Origin of the sequence: Bradyrhizobium sp. A11 (assembly GCF_042077125.1) — a bacterium.
Lineage (GTDB): Bacteria > Pseudomonadota > Alphaproteobacteria > Rhizobiales > Xanthobacteraceae > Bradyrhizobium > Bradyrhizobium japonicum_B.
The window spans coordinates 2225024-2243615 of sequence record NZ_CP149509.1 but is presented as its reverse complement, the minus strand read 5'-3'; the positions used below and the strand labels follow the sequence as shown (position 1 = coordinate 2243615).

General features: G+C 65.3%; 15 protein-coding genes. All 15 read left to right on the top strand.

The window, feature by feature from the left end; genetic code table 11:
- The first annotated feature begins 39 nt into the window (after positions 1–39).
- Positions 40–1047, top strand: a complete 1008-nt coding sequence (locus WI560_RS10290) for a Bug family tripartite tricarboxylate transporter substrate binding protein (RefSeq protein WP_375307905.1) — start codon at positions 40–42, stop codon at positions 1045–1047.
- Positions 1048–1133: 86 nt separating this feature from the next.
- Positions 1134–1631 (top strand): tripartite tricarboxylate transporter TctB family protein, encoded by a 498-nt coding sequence (locus tag WI560_RS10285; protein WP_375307904.1) that lies wholly within the window; start codon positions 1134–1136, stop codon positions 1629–1631.
- A gap of 43 nt (positions 1632–1674) precedes the next feature.
- Positions 1675–3174, top strand: coding sequence for a tripartite tricarboxylate transporter permease (locus WI560_RS10280; protein WP_375161116.1), 1500 nt, complete (start codon positions 1675–1677; stop codon positions 3172–3174).
- 410 nt (positions 3175–3584) lie between these two features.
- The gene (oxlT, locus tag WI560_RS10275) at positions 3585–4877 is read left to right on the top strand and encodes an oxalate/formate MFS antiporter (protein WP_375307903.1); all 1293 of its coding nucleotides are present in this window, start codon (positions 3585–3587) and stop codon (positions 4875–4877) included.
- A 252-nt stretch (positions 4878–5129) separates the two neighbouring features.
- The gene (oxlT, locus tag WI560_RS10270) at positions 5130–6452 is read left to right on the top strand and encodes an oxalate/formate MFS antiporter (RefSeq protein WP_375307902.1); all 1323 of its coding nucleotides are present in this window, start codon (positions 5130–5132) and stop codon (positions 6450–6452) included.
- Positions 6453–6630: 178 nt separating this feature from the next.
- The gene (locus WI560_RS10265) at positions 6631–7059 is read left to right on the top strand and encodes a CBS domain-containing protein (protein WP_257177572.1); all 429 of its coding nucleotides are present in this window, start codon (positions 6631–6633) and stop codon (positions 7057–7059) included.
- Between the two features lie 104 nt (positions 7060–7163).
- Positions 7164–8183 (top strand): 2-dehydropantoate 2-reductase, encoded by a 1020-nt coding sequence (locus WI560_RS10260; RefSeq protein ID WP_375307901.1) that lies wholly within the window; start codon positions 7164–7166, stop codon positions 8181–8183.
- Positions 8183–8968: a fumarylacetoacetate hydrolase family protein gene (locus WI560_RS10255; RefSeq protein ID WP_375307900.1), complete on the top strand. Its 786-nt coding sequence runs from the start codon at positions 8183–8185 to the stop codon at positions 8966–8968. The genes WI560_RS10260 and WI560_RS10255 overlap by 1 nt, the downstream gene beginning before the upstream one ends.
- A gap of 482 nt (positions 8969–9450) precedes the next feature.
- Complete coding sequence (locus WI560_RS10250; protein ID WP_375307899.1) at positions 9451–10857, top strand: hypothetical protein; 1407 nt, start codon at positions 9451–9453, stop codon at positions 10855–10857.
- Between the two features lie 183 nt (positions 10858–11040).
- Positions 11041–11241, top strand: coding sequence for a hypothetical protein (locus tag WI560_RS10245; protein ID WP_049820038.1), 201 nt, complete (start codon positions 11041–11043; stop codon positions 11239–11241).
- A gap of 58 nt (positions 11242–11299) precedes the next feature.
- Positions 11300–11950: a hypothetical protein gene (locus tag WI560_RS10240; protein WP_375307898.1), complete on the top strand. Its 651-nt coding sequence runs from the start codon at positions 11300–11302 to the stop codon at positions 11948–11950.
- A gap of 349 nt (positions 11951–12299) precedes the next feature.
- Positions 12300–13295, top strand: a complete 996-nt coding sequence (locus tag WI560_RS10235; protein ID WP_375307897.1) for an NAD(P)H-dependent flavin oxidoreductase — start codon at positions 12300–12302, stop codon at positions 13293–13295.
- Between the two features lie 25 nt (positions 13296–13320).
- On the top strand, positions 13321–14292 hold the full coding sequence (locus tag WI560_RS10230; protein ID WP_375307896.1) for a zinc-binding dehydrogenase: 972 nt from the start codon (positions 13321–13323) through the stop codon (positions 14290–14292).
- Positions 14293–14501: 209 nt separating this feature from the next.
- On the top strand, positions 14502–15875 hold the full coding sequence (locus WI560_RS10225) for a cation-efflux pump (RefSeq protein ID WP_375307895.1): 1374 nt from the start codon (positions 14502–14504) through the stop codon (positions 15873–15875).
- A gap of 226 nt (positions 15876–16101) precedes the next feature.
- A complete protein-coding gene (locus WI560_RS10220; protein ID WP_375307894.1) occupies positions 16102–18432 on the top strand; it encodes a PAS domain-containing sensor histidine kinase in 2331 nt (776 codons plus the stop codon).
- Positions 18433–18592: the final 160 nt, after the last annotated feature.

The window sequence follows — 18592 nt, the reverse complement described above, 5'->3', positions numbered from 1 at the left end:
AGAGCGGCTGCGGTGAGGGTTCGACAGGGAGAGAAACAGATGAAGCCACTCGTTCTGAATGTCGCTGTGGCGGCAATCGCGATGTCATGCGCCAGCAGCACGGCAAGCCGTGCAGCCTGGGAGCCGGTCCGCCCGGTCGAGTTCATCGTGCCCGCGGGCACCGGCGGCGGCGCCGATCAGATGGCGCGCACCATCCAGGGCATCGTCACCAAGCACAATCTGATGAAGCAGCCGCTGGTCGTCATCAACAAGGCCGGCGGCGCGGGCGGCGAAGGCTTCCTCGACGTGAAGACGTCGGCGAACAATCCGCACAAGATCATCATCACGCTGTCGAACCTGTTCACCACGCCGCTGGCGACGGGAATTCCTTTCAACTGGAAGGATCTGACGCCTGTTGCGATGCTGGCGCTCGACGAGTTCGTGCTCTGGGTCAATGCCGAGAAGCCGTACGCCACCGTCAAGGATTACGTCGATGCGGCGAAAAAGGCGCCCAGCGGCTCCTTCAAGATGGGCGGCACAGGATCGAAGCAGGAAGACCAGATCATCACGGTCGGCATCGAGAAGGCGATCGAGGCCAAGTTCACCTACATCCCCTATAAGGGCGGCGGCGAAGTCGCGGTGCAGTTGGTGGGAAATCACATCGATTCGACCGTCAACAATCCGATCGAGGCCGTCGCGCAATGGCGCGGCGGCAAGCTGCGTCCGCTCTGCGTCTTCGACGCCCAGCCGATGGCCTATGACGAGCCGATCGCCGACGGCAAGGCCTGGAAGGATATTCCGACCTGCAAGTCGCAGGGCCTTGCGATGGAATATCTCATGCTGCGCGGCGTGTTCATGGCGCCCAAGGCCACGAAGGACCAGGTCGAATATTACGTCGAGCTGTTCAAGAAGGTCCGCGCCACGCCGGAATGGCAGGAGTTCATGAAGAGCGGCGCCTTCAACACGACCTTCCTGGCGGGCGCCGACTACGCCAAGTGGGTCGAGGCGGAGGAGAAGCGCCACGAAACCCTGATGAAGGAAGCCGGCTTCCTCGCAAACGCGAATTGACCCGCGACATCGACGGCGGCTGAGGGCGCCGATCGCCCTCCCGCCGGCCGCGGCCGCGAAAGACTGCAATTCTGCCTGGAGGTCCCATGACTGAACGATCCAGATCCGCATCTGGCCCGGCACACAAGACGCTGGAAATCGGCATGGCGCTGCTGATCGGCGTGTTCGGCCTGATCGTGATCTTCGGCAGCCTGAAGGCCGGCATCAACTGGGGCGCGGAGGGCCCGCGTGCCGGCTTCTTCCCCTTCTACATCGGCGCCGCGATCGTCGGCGCGAGCGCAATCAACCTCTGGCATGCGCAACGCGACGACGACGGCCGGCTGTTCGCTGAATGGGGACAGCTGCGCCAGGTCATGAGCGTCGTCGTGCCAACCGCGATCTATGTCGGCTCGATGCCGTTCATCGGCCTCTACGTCGCCTCCATGGTCTTCATCGCCTGGTTCATGCGCTGGCTCGGCAATTATCGCTGGGTGACGACCATCGCGATCGCGGTCGGCATGCCGGTCCTGACCTATCTCGTTTTCGAGCGCTGGTTCCTGGTCCCGCTTCCCAAGGGTCCGTTCGAGGAATGGCTCGGCCTGTAAGAGCCGAGCCGTCATTTCCGTCACTGCTGCAGGACGTATCGATATGGAAGAGTTGGCCAATCTGTTTCACGGCTTCGCGGTCGCCCTGCAGCCCTACAACATCATGCTGATGATCATCGGCATCACGCTCGGGGTCATCATCGGCGTGCTGCCGGGGCTCGGGGGCGCCAACGGCGTCGCGATCCTGCTTCCCCTCACCTTCAGCATGCCGCCGACATCGGCGATCATCATGCTGTCCTGCATCTATTGGGGCGCATTGTTTGGCGGCGCCATCACCTCGATCCTGTTCAACATACCCGGCGAGCCCTGGTCGGTGGCGACCACCTTCGACGGCTATCCGATGGCGCAGCAGGGCAAGCCCGGCGAAGCCCTGACCGCCGCCTTCACCTCCTCCTTCGTGGGCGCGCTGTTTGCCGTCATCATGATCACGCTGGTTGCGCCGCTGGTCGCGGGCTTCGCGCTCAGATTCGGCCCAGCGGAGAAATTCGCGGTGTATTTCCTCGCCTTCTGCAGCTTCGTCGGCCTCAGCAAGGAGCCGCCGTTCAAGACCATCGCGGCGATGATGATGGGCTTTGCGCTGGCGGCGGTCGGCCTCGATTCCATCACGGGACAATTGCGGCTGACCTTCGGCGTCACCGAGTTGCTCAACGGCTTCGACTTCCTGATCGCCGTGATCGGCCTGTTCGGCATCGGCGAGATCCTGCTGACCATGGAGGAAGGGCTGGCGTTCCGCGGCGGCAAGGCCAGCATCAATCTCAGGGTCGTGCTGCAGACCTGGCGCGAATTGCCGGCCTATTGGATGACCTCGCTGCGCTCCTGCCTGATCGGCTGCTGGATGGGCGTCACGCCCGCCGGCGCGACGCCGGCCTCCTTCATGAGCTACGGCATCGCCAAGCGCCTGGCGCGGCGCGGCAACAATTTCGGCAAGGGCGAGATCGAAGGCGTGATCGCGCCCGAGACGGCCGCGCATGCCGCGGGCACCGCGGCGCTGCTGCCGATGCTGTCGCTCGGCGTGCCCGGCTCCCCGACCGCCGCCGTCCTGCTCGGCGGATTGCTGATCTGGGGCCTGCAGCCCGGCCCCATGCTGTTCGTCGAGCAGAAAGAGTTCGTCTGGGGCCTGATCGCCTCGATGTATCTCGGCAATCTCGCCGGCCTCATCGTCGTGCTCACCTGCGTGCCGGTCTTCGCCGCGATCCTCCGCGTGCCCTTCGGCATCATCGCGCCGCTCATCCTGGTGCTCTGTGCGATCGGCGCCTATTCGGTGCACAACAGCACCTTCGACGTGATGCTGATGCTGGTGTTCGGCGTGCTCGGCTATCTCCTGAAGAAGTGCAACTACCCGCTCGCACCGCTTGTGCTCGCCATCGTGCTCGGCGACAAGGCGGAGGAAGCCTTCCGGCAATCGCTGCTGGGATCGCAGGGATCGCTCGGCATCTTCTTCTCCAACGGCCTCGTCAGCACGATCATGGCGCTCGGCCTGGTCGCCCTGTTCTGGTCCGCAATCCAGGAAGGCTACAGCCGGCTGCGCACCTCGATGGCCTGAGGCGCCGCGAGCCGGCGCTAGCGTACTGCTTCCCTCGCCAAATTGCCGCAGGCCGGACTTCTGGAATATAGAATTCCACGATACTGAGCGGTCTCTCCGCCCATCGTGCACCGGCGGCGCAGGCGCGACTGCGTGGAAAATCCCCAGCGGACAGGCGTTCGACGGCGCGTCCGCGGCTTCGCCGCAACGCTGAAAATGTTATCTATATCAATAATTTGCATTCGTGCGCCCGCGCCGCCGCCGCACGCCGCCAACAATTCGGGCTTTACAAGCCGGCGCTCTTGACGCATGTGAACAGAGCCGCGTTATTTTGCCGCACCTCCCCGTCCTCAGCTTGAATCTTGGCATAATGCATACCAGGATGCCCGCCAGCGCATGCATAAAAATGAGCGCGTTCGGGAGGGTTATTAATGACGGATATGGTGCAGTCGGCAGCAGCGGCCCCTGGTGCCGCCCGTGTGAGCGATGCTTATCGCTGGGCACAATTGGCCATCGGCGTCGGCGCGATGGTGATGATCGCCAACTATCAATACGGCTGGACGTTCTTCGTCCCTGACATCCAGAAGACGTTCGGCTGGGATCGCGCCTCGATCCAATGGGCCTTCACTCTGTTCGTGCTGTTCGAGACCTGGCTGGTGCCGATCGAAGGATGGTTCGTCGACAAATACGGTCCGCGAATCGTCGTGCTGGTCGGCGGCGTGCTCTGCGCCATCGGCTGGGCGATCAACGCGCAGGCCACCACCCTCAACGGCTATTATCTCGGCATGATCATCGCGGGCATCGGCGCCGGCGGCGTCTACGGCACCTGCGTCGGCAATGCGCTGAAGTGGTTTCCGGACAAGCGCGGTCTTGCCGCGGGCATCACCGCCGCGGGCTTCGGTGCAGGCTCCGCCCTCACCGTCGCGCCGATCCAGGCCATGATCAAGGACAGCGGCTTCCAGGCCACCTTCCTCTATTTCGGTCTCGGCCAGGGCATCATCATCTGCATCCTCGCTTTCTTCCTGCTGTCGCCGAAGGCGGGCCAGGTGCCGAACGTGGTGCCGAACGCCAATCTGCTGCAGACCCGGCGCAACTACCAGCCGACCGAGGTTTTGCGTCAGCCGATCTTCTGGCTGATGTACTTCATGTTCGTGATCGTCGGTGCCGGCGGCCTGATGGTAACGGCCAATCTGAAGCCGATCGCGGCCGACTGGAAGGTCGACAACGTGCCGGTCACGCTGATGGCGGTGACGATGACGGCGGTGACGTTCGCGGCCACGATCGACCGCGTGCTCAACGGCCTGACGCGCCCGTTCTTCGGCTGGATCTCCGACATGATCGGCCGCGAGAACACGATGTTCATCGCCTTCGGCATGGAAGGCTTCGGCATCTGGATGCTCTACCTCTGGGGCCACGATCCGATCTGGTTCGTGCTGCTCTCCGGCTTCGTGTTCTTTGCCTGGGGTGAGATCTACTCGCTGTTCCCCTCGACTTGCACCGACACGTTCGGCGCCAAGTTCGCGACCACCAATGCCGGCCTGCTCTACACCGCCAAGGGCACCGCCGCGCTGCTGGTGCCGATCGCCAACTACATGCAGCAATCGTCGGGCACCTGGGACAGCGTGTTCATCATCGCAGCCGGCGCCAACATCCTGGCCTCGCTGCTGGCGATCGCGGTGCTCAAGCCCTGGCGCAAGGTCGTGGTCGCAAACTCGACCGTCTGACCCGCTCCCCACAGCTCTTCATCGAGCAGACGCCCGGCCTCGCGGCCGGGCGTTTTCGTTTGCTGGGAAGCTCGGAGGGATCGCGGCTGGAACTCGGCCCTATGCCGAAGACGGACAAGTTTGGGCTTGCAATCTGGAATATTGCATACCAATCTCCGGATCAGCGCCTGCGACGATAAGCCACAATATTTGCGACATCAGGTCATCTTGCCATCCTGCATCGCAATCAATCGGGCGCGTTGGGAGGTTCTGATGATTTCCAGCTCGGACGGCGCCGTCACGGCCGCGCCTCTTCGCACCGGTTTCCGCTGGCTCCAGCTCGGCATGGGCATCGTCTGCATGGCGATGATCGCCAATCTGCAATATGGCTGGACGCTGTTCGTCGATCCGATCGATGCGGCCCATCATTGGGGACGCGCCGCGATCCAGCTCGCTTTCACCATCTTCGTCGTCACCGAGACCTGGCTGGTGCCGGTCGAAGCCTGGTTCGTGGACAAATACGGCCCGCGCATCGTCGTCATGTTCGGCGGCGCGATGATCGCGCTGTCCTGGATCCTCAACTCCTGGGCCGATTCCCTCACCCTGCTCTACACAGCCGCGATCATCGGCGGCATGGGCGCAGGCGCGGTGTACGGCACCTGCGTCGGCAACGCGCTGAAATGGTTTCCCGATCGTCGCGGCCTCGCGGCCGGTGCGACCGCTGCGGGCTTCGGCGCCGGCGCCGCGCTCACCGTGGTGCCGATCGCAAGCATGATCGCGGCGAGCGGCTACCAGCACGCCTTCCTCACCTTCGGCATCGGCCAGGGCGTGATCGTGTTTGTGCTCGCCTTCTTCATCCAACCGCCGCGGCTGTCGATCCCGCCGAAGAAGAAGCAGCTCAATCTGCCGCAGACCAGGATCGACTTCACGCCGCCGCAGGTGCTGCGCACTCCTGTTTTCTGGGTGATGTACCTCGTCTTCGTCATGGTCGCCTCGGGCGGGCTGATGACGGCGGCGCAGATCGCCCCGATCGCGCACGACTTCAAGATCGCCGACACGCCGGTCACGCTCGCCGGCTTCCAGATGGCGGCCCTGACCTTCGCGATCTCGCTCGACCGCATCCTGGACGGTTTCGGCCGCCCGTTCTTCGGCTTCGTCTCCGACACGATCGGCCGCGAGCACACCATGTTCATCGCTTTCGGCACCGCCGCGTTGATGCTCCTGACGCTGTCGGCCTACGGTCACATCCCGTCGGTTTTCGTGCTGGCGACCGCGATCTATTTCGGCGTATTCGGCGAGATCTATTCGCTGTTCCCGGCGACTTGCGGCGACACCTTCGGCTCGACATTCGCGACCACCAACAACGGCATGCTCTACACCGCGAAGGGCACCGCCTCCCTGCTCGTCCCGCTCGCCAGCGTGATCTCGGCGGCCTATGGCTGGAAGGCCGTGTTCGTGGTCGCGGTGGCCCTGAACGCGACGGCGGCGCTGATGGCGCTGGTCGTGATCAAGCCGCTGCGCCGCGCCTTCATCCTCGGCAACGAAGCCGAGAGCACCGAAGCTGCGACCGGCAGCGCCAAGACCGAGACGGCGTAACCGCCACACGCGTTTGCTCGACAAGACAGGGGGCGCAGCGCTGCGCCCCTTTCTTTTTGTCGCGGCGACAAACGTCAGGACCGCTGTCGCAAGATTTTTCGGATCGGCCAAATCCCGCGCTTGACGATTGGCATTATGTATACCACACTTCTCCCAACATTCACCCAGGGAGGTTGCAATGCTGGTCGGAGACATTCTGCGCAAGAAGACGCCGCGCGTTGTCACGGTGCGAATGAACGAGACGGTGGGCATCGCCGCCAAGCTGATGCGCGCCAACAACATCAGCGCGCTGGTGGTCAAGGACGTGGTCCGCTCGGAAGGAAACACCGCGGTCGGCATGTTCACCGAGCGCGACGTGGTGCGCGCCGTCGCCGAGCACGGCGCGAACGCCGTCAACGTCAAGGTCTCGCAGCTCGTCTCGGTGCAGCAGCTGGTGTCCTGCAGCTCGAGCGACACGATCGAGCACGTCCGGCATCTGATGAACCGGCACCACATCCGCCACTTGCCGGTGATCGACGATTACAGCCTCGTCTCCGTCATCAGCATGCGCGACATCGCCGCTGCCGTTGACGAGGCCCTCAACGGCACGCCGCAAGCGGCCGCCTGAACGACGCACACTTCCCCTGCGACTGCCGGCCCCGGCTCGGATCCGTCCGAGCCGGACCGGATCTTTCGTCCCAAATTCCGGCTTCTGCTCCCCGCGAGGAATTCATGAAGATCTGCATCTACGGCGCCGGCGCGATCGGCGGATATCTCGGGGTTCAGCTCGCGCGCGCAGGGGCCGATGTCAGCCTCATCGCACGCGGCGCGCACCTTGCCGCAATGCGCGAGAGCGGCCTGACGCTGCTGGCGGGCGAGGAGAAGCACGTCGTGCATCCGCGCTGCACCGACGATCCAACCGAGCTCGGCGTGCAGGACTACATCATCATCACGCTGAAGGCGCATTCGATCACCGGCGTGATCGAGACGATGCAGCCGCTGCTCGGGCCCCACACCCGCATCGTCACCGCGGTCAACGGCATTCCCTATTGGTACTTCTACAAGCACGGCGGCCAATACGAGAACGCGACGCTGGAGAGCATTGATCCCGGCGGCCGGCAGTGGCGCGAGCTGGGCGCCGAGCGCGCCATCGGCTGCATCGTCTATCCCGCCACCGAGATCGAGGCGCCCGGCGTGATCCGCCACGTCTACGGCAACAATTTCCCGCTCGGCGAGCCCTCCGGCGAGATCACCGATGACGTGCAGCGCCTCGCCGATCTGTTCGTCGCCGCCGGGCTGAAGGCTCCGGTGCTCGACCGCATCCGCGACGAGATCTGGCTGAAGCTCTGGGGCAATGTCTGCTTCAACCCGATCAGCGCGCTTACGCACGCGACGCTCGACGTGATCTGCACCGACCCGTCCACGCGTGCGCTGTCGCGCGCGATCATGATGGAGACGCAAGCGATCGCCGAGACCTTCGGGGTCAAATTCCGCGTCGACGTCGAGCGCCGCATCGAGGGCGCCCGCAAGGTCGGTGCGCACAAGACCTCGATGCTCCAGGACCTCGAGCGCGGCCGCCCGATGGAGATCGATCCGCTCGTCACCGTCGTGCAGGAGATGGGTCGCCTCACCGGCATCCCGACTCCCGCGCTCGATTCGGTGCTGGCGATGGTGACCCAGCGCGCCCGCATCGCCGGCCTCTATGACGGCGTCTCGGCGCCGGCGGATCCGCGCGCATTGGCGGTGGCGTGATGGCCGGCGAGAGCAAGAGGTGGCTGCGCTTCCGCCACGCCGGCACGACCGGTTTCGGCACGCTGACCCCGTCAGGCATCAGCGTGCATGAGGGCGAGATGTTCGGCCGCAACGCCGCCACGGCTAAGACGCTGGCTTTGTCGGAGGTCGAGCTGCTCGCGCCATGCGCCCCCAGCAAGATCGTCGCGCTCTGGAACAACTTTCACGCGCTCGCCGCCAAGCTGAACCAGCCCGAGCCGCCGGAGCCGCTCTATCTGCTCAAGGCCACCACCAGCATCACGACGCCGGGCGCCGTGATCCGCCGGCCTTCGTATTACGACGGCAAGACCACCTATGAGGGCGAGCTCGGCATCGTCATCGGCAGGACCTGCGCCCGCGTCTCGCCTGACGAAGCCGACAGCTTCATCTTCGGCTACACCTGCGTCAACGACATCACCGCCAACGACATCCTGACCAGCGATCCCACTTTCCCGCAATGGGCCCGCGCCAAGGGCATCGACGATTACGGTCCGTTCGGTCCCGTCATCGCCACCGGCCTCGATCCGGCCAAGCTCACCGTCCGCACCATCCTCAACGGCGCGGAGCGGCAGAACTACCCGATCTCCGACATGATCTTCTCGGCGCAGGAGCTGGTCAGCAGGATCTCACACGACATGACCCTGCTTCCCGGCGATCTCATCGCCGTCGGCACCTCGGTCGGCGTCGGCGTGATGAAGGAGCAGTTGAACACGGTGACCGTCGCGATCGACGGCATCGGCGAGCTCACCAACGAGTTTCGGCTGTAGCCTGTTTTTGGCAGGCCCGCTCCCGAAAGACGCGCTATCCTTGCTGCAGCGCGGCAAAATTGATCCTGCGCAAATCACGCCGTCGCGGCTGCCACTATCCTTACCGGCAAAAGACCGAGTTCTGATGCAAGGGAGGAAGCCATGACGACTGCCGGTAATGCCCTTCTGTGGACGGCTCTGTACTTTGCCCTCGCGTTCGCTGCGATCTTCGTCGTCTGGTTCGCCGACAAGATACGCTCGAGCTTCCTAGGGAAATAAGGCGCGCCGATTCGGGTCGGCGACTGCCGCGACAGCCAGGTCCAATCCAGGGATTTCCACTTCCGGAAGTCCCTGCAGCCTTTCATCGTCCCCGGCCCATCGGCTGATGCGGCCCAGTTGGGGATTTGCGCCCCGACGCGCGGCCGGTGCCCCGCCGGCCCCTTGCGCCCGGTTCCGCTGTTGGCAATCATGGCGGAAATGTGTGCCGGCGTGAGGAATTCACGATGTGGCTGTTTTTCCTGGTTGCCTGGTTCGGCCTGCTGGCCGTCGCCGCGATCTTCGCCCAGCAGGCGTTCGGATACGATGTCAGTCAGCTGCCCGCCTGGTTCGCCAGCCTGCCCACGCCGCAGCGCGTCGCAGCCGGCGCGATCGCCGCGCTGGCACTGACGCTGATCGGCGCTTCCGTCTGGCGGCTGTCGCGCCAGGACCGGCGCCTCGACACCCTGCGCGAGCGCCTCAAGAAGACCCGCGAGGACGTCGTCGTCGCGCACGCCCTGCAAAGCCACCTCGACGCCACGGTCCAGCACCTGATCGAGAGCGATCCCCGGGAGGCGGTCTCCGCCCTTCACGACAAGCTCGGCGAGACCGAGCAGCGCGCGCTGCTGCAGCAGGGCCGCAACGAATCCGCCGACATGCACGACCAGCTCGCCGAGATCCGCCGTCGCCAGCAGCATCTGCGCGAGATGGTCGGCAAGGTCGCCGAGCAGCGCCGCGCGGTCGAGCCCGTCTTCACCGAGATCCGCGACCGCCAGAACCAGCTCGAACGCTCGCTGCACGACCTCGAAACCGACGACCGCAGGAACAACCTCGCCGACCGGCAGAGGGACATCGCGCGCGACGTCTCGGCGCTGCTGGGGCGGGTGAACGCGGTCCAGGAAACCTTCGCGACTCTCAATCAGTATCGGGAGGATCTGGCGAAATCCCACGCCGAGCTGGCGCCGCTGCGATCCTCGGACACCGGCATCGACGCCCTGATCGGCGAGCTCAGTCTCAGCCATGATCGTCTCGCCAAGACCATCGACGAACTCGAAACCGGCGGCGAGACGCCGCTTGCAACGCGTGTCGAGACGCTGTCGAAGAGCAAGATCGAGATCGAGCAGCGCCTCGCCCGCATCGACGACAGCTTCAACATTCTCAAGGGCATTAGGCTCGACTTCGAGGAGCTCGGCCAACGCCGGGCCCAGATCGAGCGCGCGCTCGGCGAGGCCGAGACGGACGCCGACGGCACGTCCCTCGCAGACCGCCAGAACGCGCTGAACGAATTCGTCCTCCAGTCGCGCCAGCGCCTCGGCGCCTTGCAGGAGACGCTGGCGACGCTGAACGCTTTCAAGACAGAGCTGTCGAAGGCGCAAGCCGACCTCGTCCCGCTCAAGGCGCCGGTATTCGGCATCGAGGCCATGATCGCGGAGGTCGGGGCCACCCGCGATCTCCTCGCCAGAACCGTCGGCGAGATCGAGGCGAACGCCGGAGTGACGCTCGCATCGCGCGTCGACGCGCTCACCAAGAGCAAGCGCGAGGTCGAAGACCGCCTCGCGCGCGTCTTCGACAATTTCAACGCGCTCGATGCGCTGCGCAAGGACATCGGCGGCATCTTCGCGACGATCAGGAATAATCTGAACCGGATCGGGTGAGGCGTTGCGTGGAAACCTGCATCGCGCCCTTCGAAACATCCGGACAAATCACATCTGCGCGCGTCAGACATAAGCCGCCAACATGTCCCGCGTGCGCCGCAACTTGGACGCATTCGGCCGCCCTTCTGTAACGCGTGTCTGGGGGCACGGCATGGCCGTGTTTGGGCCAAACCTTCTAGGGGTATCACTGTGAAGAAGATTGTAATTGCTCTGGGTGCCACGCTTGCTCTGGTGACGGCTGCGAACGCTGCGGACCTGCCGCGCCGCCAGCCCGTGCCGGTCTATTCTGAGCAGGCGCCGATCGGAAAGATGCCGATTGGCAAGAGCCCGGTTGGAAAGGCCCCGATCGGCAAGGCGCCCGGCCCGGTCGCGGCGCGCTACTGACGCGCCGGCGCGATGCGCGCAAGACCAGCGTAAGCGGCCGGCAGTCGAGGGGCACAGCGTGACGAACAAACCTGATCGATCGGGATCCTGCATTCTTGCCGGGCTCGCGCTCGCGGCGATGATCGCGTGCCTGATGCCCGCGGCTTCGGCGCACGAAGCGAACAAGCGCGTTGGCGATGCCAATGCGCTTGCCACGACCGAGTCCACGTCGCGGCCGGCACCGCAACCGACGCGGCGCTCCGTCGCGCGCGTGGAGAAAGGTCCCTATTACGTCGACTTCCGCGCCCGCACGGCCGCGAGCTGGGGTCATGCCTTCGTCTGGTACGGCAAGACCAGCGAGAAGGCGGTCGAGGTCGCAGGCCTCACGCCCGCCGGCGACACGCTGGCCTACGTGCTCGGCCACATAACCTTCGTGCCGTCCGAGACCGGCGCGAGCTATGGCGATCTCGATCCGGAATATCTGACCGCGAGCTATCGCGTCTATCTGAACGAGGCCGACGCCAAGCGTGTGTTCGCCTATATCAAGAAATTGCAGGCGAACTCGCCGGTGTGGAACGCCGAGACCGCCAACTGCACCGGCTTCATCGGCGACATCGCCGAGTTCATGGGACTCGAGGTCCCCAATCGCTGGCAACGCCCGGAAAACTTCGTCAACCGCCTCAAGGAAATGAACGGCGGCCGCCAGATGGTGCGGCTGTCGGCGCAGTAGGCGAAGTCCGGCAGCGCGCCATTACCTTGCTACAGACTACTTGTCCGTGCCCCGGACGCAGCGCAGCGTCGGGGCCCATCTCTCAGAGCATCCGCGGATGCGTGGGTCCCGGCTCGGCGCCGCAACGTGAAGAACGTTGCAGCGCGTCCGGGACACGAGCTCGAGTGGCGTCGTCACATACGATCGTTGCGCCCCAAATTATCCGCCCCGCGGAATCTCCCTTCATCCCCGCATGCCACCCCGCCTCCATTGCGCGCCCCACTGATAGACTTTTCCCACCCCGGGCGGCATATCCTTGCAGCATCAACCAACAACAGAGCCTGCGGGCCATCCCAGGGGGAAACAGACGATGCTGCAGACACGGTTCACTAAACTCGTCGGGGTCGAGCACCCGATCGTCCAGGGCGGCATGCAATGGGTCGGCCGCGCCGAGCTGGTCGCCGCCGTCGCCAATGCCGGCGCGCTCGGCTTCATCACGGCGCTGACCCAGCCGACGCCGGAGGATCTCGCCAAGGAGATCGCGCGCTGCCGCGACCTCACCGACAAGCCGTTCGGCGTCAACCTCACCATCCTGCCCGCGATCAAGCCGCCGCCCTATGCCGAATACCGCGCCGCCATCATCGAAGCCGGCATCAAGGTGGTCGAGACCGCCGGCAACAAGCCGCAGGAGCATGTCGACGAGTTCAAGAAGCATGGCGTCAAGGTCGTGCACAAATGCACGAGCGTGCGCCACGCGCTCTCGGCCGAGCGCATGGGCGTCGACGCCATCTCGATCGACGGCTTCGAATGCGCCGGCCATCCCGGCGAGGACGACACGCCCGGCCTGATCCTGATCCCGGCCGCCGCCAACAAGGTCAAGATCCCGATGATCGCTTCGGGCGGCTTTGCCGATGCCCGCGGCCTCGTCGCGGCGCTGGCGCTGGGCGCCGACGGCATCAACATGGGTACCCGCTTCATGGCGACCAAGGAGAGTCCGATCCACCAGCTCATCAAGGAGAAGATCGTCGCCAATGACGAACGCGAGACCGAGCTGATCTTCCGCACCATGCGCAACACCTCGCGCGTCGCCAAGAACGCGATCTCGACCAAGGTCGTCGCGATGGAGAAGGAAGGCGCCAGGTTCGAGGACATCCGCGAGCTCGTCGCGGGTGCCCGCGGCAAGATGGTCTACGCCACAGGCAATTCCGACGAAGGCATCTGGTCGGCTGGCCAGGTCCAGGGCCTGATTCAGGACATCCCGAGCTGCGCCGAGCTCGTCTCCCGCATCGTGCGCGAGGCGGAAGCGATCATTCGCGGCCGGCTGGAGGGAATGATCGTTGAGCCGCAACGCGAGGCGGCCGAATAGTCACCGCAAGAGACGAGAGCAATTCATGAAGGCCTATGTCTACGGCTCTGACGGCGCTCGGATTTCCGACGTCCCTCAACCCAAGCCCAAGGGCACGCAGGTGCTCGTCAAGGTCCGCGCTTGCGGGCTCAACCGCGCCGACACCGGCATGCGCAGGGGTCACGCCCATGGCGCGGCTGGCGGTGTCGGCACCGTGCTCGGCATGGAATGGGCCGGCGAGGTCGCCGAGCTCGGACCCAATGCGAAGGGCGTCAAGATCGGCGACCGCGTCATGGGCTCGGGCAGCGCCGCCTTCGCCGAATACACGCTGGCCGATCACGGCCGGCTGTTCCACGCGCCCTCGAACATGAATTTCGAGGAGGCCGCCACGCTCCCGGTGGCCCTCGCGACCATGCACAACGCCGTCGCCACTGTCGGCGGCGTGCAGCCAGGCCAGAGCGTACTGATCCAGGGTGCGAGCTCCGGCGTCGGCCTGATGGCAATGCAGATCGCCAGGCTCAAGGACGCCAAGCTCGTGATCGGCTCCTCCACCGATGCCACCCGCCGTGGCCGGCTGAAGGAGTACGGCGCCGATCTCGCAGTCGACAGCTCCGATCCGAAGTGGGTCGACGAGGTCCTGAAGGCGACGGGCGGCGAAGGCGTCGATCTGATCGTCGACCAGGTCTCGGGCAAGGTCGCCAATCAGAACCTCGCCGCGACCAAGGTCAAGGGCCGCATCGTCAATGTCGGCCGGCTCGGCGGCACCCATGCCGATTTCAACTTCGACCTGCATGCGGCGCGCCGGATCGACTATGTCGGCGTCACCTTCCGCACCCGCACCATCGAGGAGGTCCGCGAGATTTTCGAGGAGGTCCGCAAGGACATCTGGGGCGCGGTGGAGTCGCGCAAGCTGCAGCTGCCGATCGACAAGGTGTTTTCGTTCAACGATATCGACCGGGCGTTCGAGCACATGGAGGCGAATAGGCATCTGGGGAAGATCGTGGTCACGGTGCCGTAGCCGTCGATCCAGCCTCGGTCTCGTAGGGTGGGCAAAGGCGCATTTGCGCCGTGCCCACCACCTCTCTCGGTCGCGAAGGATACGTGGGCACGCTTCGCTTTGCCCACCCTACAGCGCGGTGCACGAGTTAGATCGCTCCTGCAACTCACTTGCGACTACTTCTGTGGATCGCCGCTTGATGTTCACCCCCGCCCTGCTAAATCCCCGCCATGACCTCCCAGCACAACAAGACCTCGGTCGCCGCGATCTCGATCTTCGCCAGCGGCGGCATGGCGGCGGCCAAGTTCGCGGTCGGGATCGCGATCGGCTCGCTCGCCCTGATCTCCGAGGCCTTGCACTCCTCGATCGACCTGGTCGCGACCATCATCACCTGGGCGGTGGTGCGGGTGTCCGACAAGCCCGCGGACGAGGAGCACCATTACGGCCACGGCAAGCTGGAGAGCATCTCGGCGCTGGGCGTCACCGCCCTGCTCTACGTGCTGGCCGGCGGCATCCTGGTCGAGGCCTATAGCCGGCTGAGCGAGGGGACCCCGCCGCCGACCATTTCGGCCGTGCCCTTCGTCGTGCTGGTGATCGACATCATCGTCAATCTCTGGCGCGCCCGCGCCCTGCACCGCGCCGCGCGCGAGACGCGGAGCCAGGCGCTGGCCGCCGACGCACTGCATTTCGCCTCCGACGTGATGGGCTCGTTCGCCGTGATCGTAGGCCTGATCCTCGCCGGCCTCGGCTTCTGGTGGGGCGACGCCGCGGCGGCTGCTGCGGTCGCCGTGATGATCGCAGCGCTCGGCCTGCGCATGGCCGGCTCGACGGTGCAGACGCTGGTCGACCGCGCTCCCGAGGGCGCGCAGGAGAAGGCCACGGCCGCGATCCGCAGCGTGCCAGGGGTGATCGACGTTGAACGCTTGCGCGTGCGTATGGTCGGGGCGACCACCTTCATCGACACCATCGCCAAGGTGCCGAGAACCTATCCGATCGACCGGGTCGAGGAGATCAAGCGCAAGGCGCATGCCGCCGTCGACCAGGCGTTCGGGGATGCCGACCTTTCCTTCACCCCCGTCCCGGTCGCGCGCGACAACGAGACCGTGCGCGACCGCATCATGGTGATCGCGCGCAATTCGGGGCTCGCGGTCCACCATGTCACGGTGCACGATCTCGGCGCCAAGCTGATCGTCAGCATCGACCTCGAGGTCGATGGCGGAATGCACTTGGAGGCCGCCCACGAGATCGCCAACACGCTGGAGCGCAATATCCAGGAGGAGTTCGGCGAGGACGTCGAGGTCGACGTCCATATCGAGCCATTGGAACCGGAACTTCCGTTCGGGGTCGACGCCACGCCGGAGAGGGTGCGGACGATCGCCGCCGCGCTGGCGGAATTTGCCGGCGGCGGCGAGATCCACGACATCCACAATGTCCGGGTCCGCAACACCGATGCCGGCGAGATCGTCAACTTCCATTGCCGCGCCACGCCGTCGATGAGCGTGATCAAGGTCCACGAGCAGGTCGACGCGATCGAGCGGGCACTACGGCACGCATTCCCGAGCGTGAAGCGCGTGATCAGCCACGCCGAACCGCCGCGCGCGTGACGAGAAACGTGCGAAGAGTCACGCGTTCTCGTTTCGGACTCCTTCCGCCCGTGACTTTGCGGACGCGCGGCGCACAAACTGCGTGTTGGATAAGAATAATTTCGCGTTAACGATTCGTTGACTCTCGACAGCCCGCGAAAACTGGATTCAAATCGTTTTGATTCGGAAGCGATGTGGGGCTGCTTCCGGAGTTCAGTTGCAAGCTGGTTTTCAGGGGGCCGAAGGCATGCCGCGTGCAGACGCCGCGAACGCGTGCGTCCAATCCGATTCGATCAAGGGATTGGCGCAATCGATCGCGAAACCTGCCTATCATCGGCTCTTGATCGCCGAGCCCGCGCTTCGTCGCGCCGTGCCGACGCTCATCATCGCCTTCCTGATCACGATCTGCCTCGGCGCGTTCGTCCAGGTGGTCGACCAGACCCGTCAGAAGCGGCTGGTGATCCGCCACGACATCTCGGCGCTTGCCGATCTCTTGGCCGACCGCATCGACCGCCTCACCTCGGTGCGGCAGGAGCGTCTCAAGAACATCGACGGCCTGCCGACGCTGCTGCCGGACCTGATCCCGTCCTGGGGCATGGCCTCGGGCCGCCACGTCATCGTCACCTCGGCCGGGATCGACCGCCGCGTCCTCGCCCGCGTCCCGGTCGACAGCGATCCTTCCGGCAACGACCGCCTGCTCGACGCCATCACGACGGCACAATTGCTCGCGGCGCCGACCCGCGACGGCAACATCTCCGACATGACGCTGCCGAGCGGCAATGCCGCGATGGCGACCTCGCGGCAGATCAAGTCGCTGCCTGGCTTCGTCACCGTGATCCAGGAGCGCAACGAGCCGATCTGGGGCTCGGACGCCGCGCTCTCGGTGACGCTGTCGGCGACCACGGGATTCGTCGTCCTGATCCTCGGCTTCGCCTTCCACTGGCAGTCCACCCGCGCCCGTGAGGGCGACCTCATCAACGACGCCGTGCGCGGCCGCATCGACACCGCGCTCAACCGCGGCCGCTGCGGCCTCTGGGACTGGGACCTGTCGCGCGGCCGGATCTTCTGGTCGCAATCGATGTTCTCGATGCTCGGCCTCGACGGCCGCCACGAGCTCCTCACCTTCGGCGAGGTCAACGCGCTGGTGAAGTCCGACGACATCGACCTGTTCGCAATCGCCGATCAGCTCATCTCGGAGAAGATCGACCACATCGACCAGACCTTCCGCATGCAGCACGTCGACGGCCACTGGATCTGGCTCCGCGTCCGCTGCGAGAAGACCCGCGGCGCGACCGATTCCAGCGTGCACCTGATCGGCATCGCCGTCGACATCACCGAGCAGAAGAGCCTCGCCGAGAGAACGGTGGAAGCCGACCTTCGCCTGCGCGACGCCATCGAGACGATTCCGGAAGCCTTCGTGCTGTGGGATGCGAGCGACCGCCTCGTGCTCTGCAACTCGCACTTCCAGCGCCTGCACAAGCTGCCCGAGACCGCCGTCATCCCCGGCACCTCCTATGAGACCGTGCTCGAGGTCGGACGCATGCCGGAGGTGCGGACCCGCCACAACGAGACCGCGGCCCAAGGCCCGGGCGCGCGCACCTTCGAGGCGCAGCTCGACGACGGCAGCTGGCTGCACATCAGCGAGCGCCGCACCAAGGACGGCGGCTACGTCTCGGTCGGCACCGACATCACCCGCATCAAGGAACACGAGCAGAAGCTGGTCGACAACGATCTGCGCCTGCGCGCCACCGTCATCGACCTGAAGCGCTCGCAGGCGGCGCTGGAGCGCCAAGCCGTCGAGCTCGCCGATCTCGCCGAGAAGTACCAGCGCGAGAAGACCCGCGCCGAGGAGGCCAACCAGACCAAGTCGAAATTCCTCGCCAATATGAGCCACGAGCTGCGCACGCCGCTCAACGCCATCATCGGCTTCTCCGAGATCATGGGCTCCGGCATGTTCGGCGACCTCGGCAGCGAAAAGTACCAGGAATATTGCCAGGACATCCTGACCAGCGGCCATTACCTGCTCGAGGTCATCAACGACATCCTCGACATGTCCAAGATCGAGGCCGGCCGCATGAAGCTCGACCTGGAACAGCTCGACCTGTCGCGGACGCTGGCGGAATCCCTGCGGGTCGTCACCGGACGGGCCCAGGACAAGCACATCACGCTCGACGCCGACATCGCAAAATCGATCTCCGTCGTCGCCGACCGCCGCGCCACCAAGCAGATCATCGTCAACCTGCTCTCGAATGCCGTCAAGTTCACGCCCGACGGCGGCCGCGTGGTGGTGCGCAGCCGGCAGCTCGACGACCGCATCGTGCTGATGATCGCCGACACCGGCATCGGCATCGCGCCGCATTCGCTGGCACGGCTCGGCCGTCCGTTCGAGCAGGTCGAGAGCCAGCTCACCAAGACCTATCACGGCTCGGGCCTCGGCCTCGCCATCGCCCGCTCGCTGGCACAGCTCCACGGCGGCTCGATGCGGCTGCGCTCCAAGCTCGAGGTCGGCACCGTCGTCCGCGTCACCCTGCCGCGCGACGCGATCAAGGCGGCGTCCGGGATTTCGGCCGCGGCTTAACGCATGGCGGGACGCTCGCCTGCGGCCATCCTTCGAGACGCCCGCCTCCGGCGCCCTCAGGATGAGGTCTGCGTACGCGGCAGCAGCTTCAGCGAACACCGATGCAACGGAGCCTCATCCTGAGGAGCCCGCCAAGCGGGCGTCTCGAAGGACGAGGCGC

Coding starts and splice junctions, on each gene's coding strand:
- WI560_RS10290 (WP_375307905.1), top strand. CDS start 40: ATGAAGCCACTCGTTCTGAATGTCGCTGTGGCGGCAATCGCGATGTCA.
- WI560_RS10285 (WP_375307904.1), top strand. CDS start 1,134: ATGACTGAACGATCCAGATCCGCATCTGGCCCGGCACACAAGACGCTG.
- WI560_RS10280 (WP_375161116.1), top strand. CDS start 1,675: ATGGAAGAGTTGGCCAATCTGTTTCACGGCTTCGCGGTCGCCCTGCAG.
- oxlT (WP_375307903.1), top strand. CDS start 3,585: ATGACGGATATGGTGCAGTCGGCAGCAGCGGCCCCTGGTGCCGCCCGT.
- oxlT (WP_375307902.1), top strand. CDS start 5,130: ATGATTTCCAGCTCGGACGGCGCCGTCACGGCCGCGCCTCTTCGCACC.
- WI560_RS10265 (WP_257177572.1), top strand. CDS start 6,631: ATGCTGGTCGGAGACATTCTGCGCAAGAAGACGCCGCGCGTTGTCACG.
- WI560_RS10260 (WP_375307901.1), top strand. CDS start 7,164: ATGAAGATCTGCATCTACGGCGCCGGCGCGATCGGCGGATATCTCGGG.
- WI560_RS10255 (WP_375307900.1), top strand. CDS start 8,183: ATGGCCGGCGAGAGCAAGAGGTGGCTGCGCTTCCGCCACGCCGGCACG.
- WI560_RS10250 (WP_375307899.1), top strand. CDS start 9,451: ATGTGGCTGTTTTTCCTGGTTGCCTGGTTCGGCCTGCTGGCCGTCGCC.
- WI560_RS10235 (WP_375307897.1), top strand. CDS start 12,300: ATGCTGCAGACACGGTTCACTAAACTCGTCGGGGTCGAGCACCCGATC.
- WI560_RS10230 (WP_375307896.1), top strand. CDS start 13,321: ATGAAGGCCTATGTCTACGGCTCTGACGGCGCTCGGATTTCCGACGTC.
- WI560_RS10225 (WP_375307895.1), top strand. CDS start 14,502: ATGACCTCCCAGCACAACAAGACCTCGGTCGCCGCGATCTCGATCTTC.
- WI560_RS10220 (WP_375307894.1), top strand. CDS start 16,102: ATGCCGCGTGCAGACGCCGCGAACGCGTGCGTCCAATCCGATTCGATC.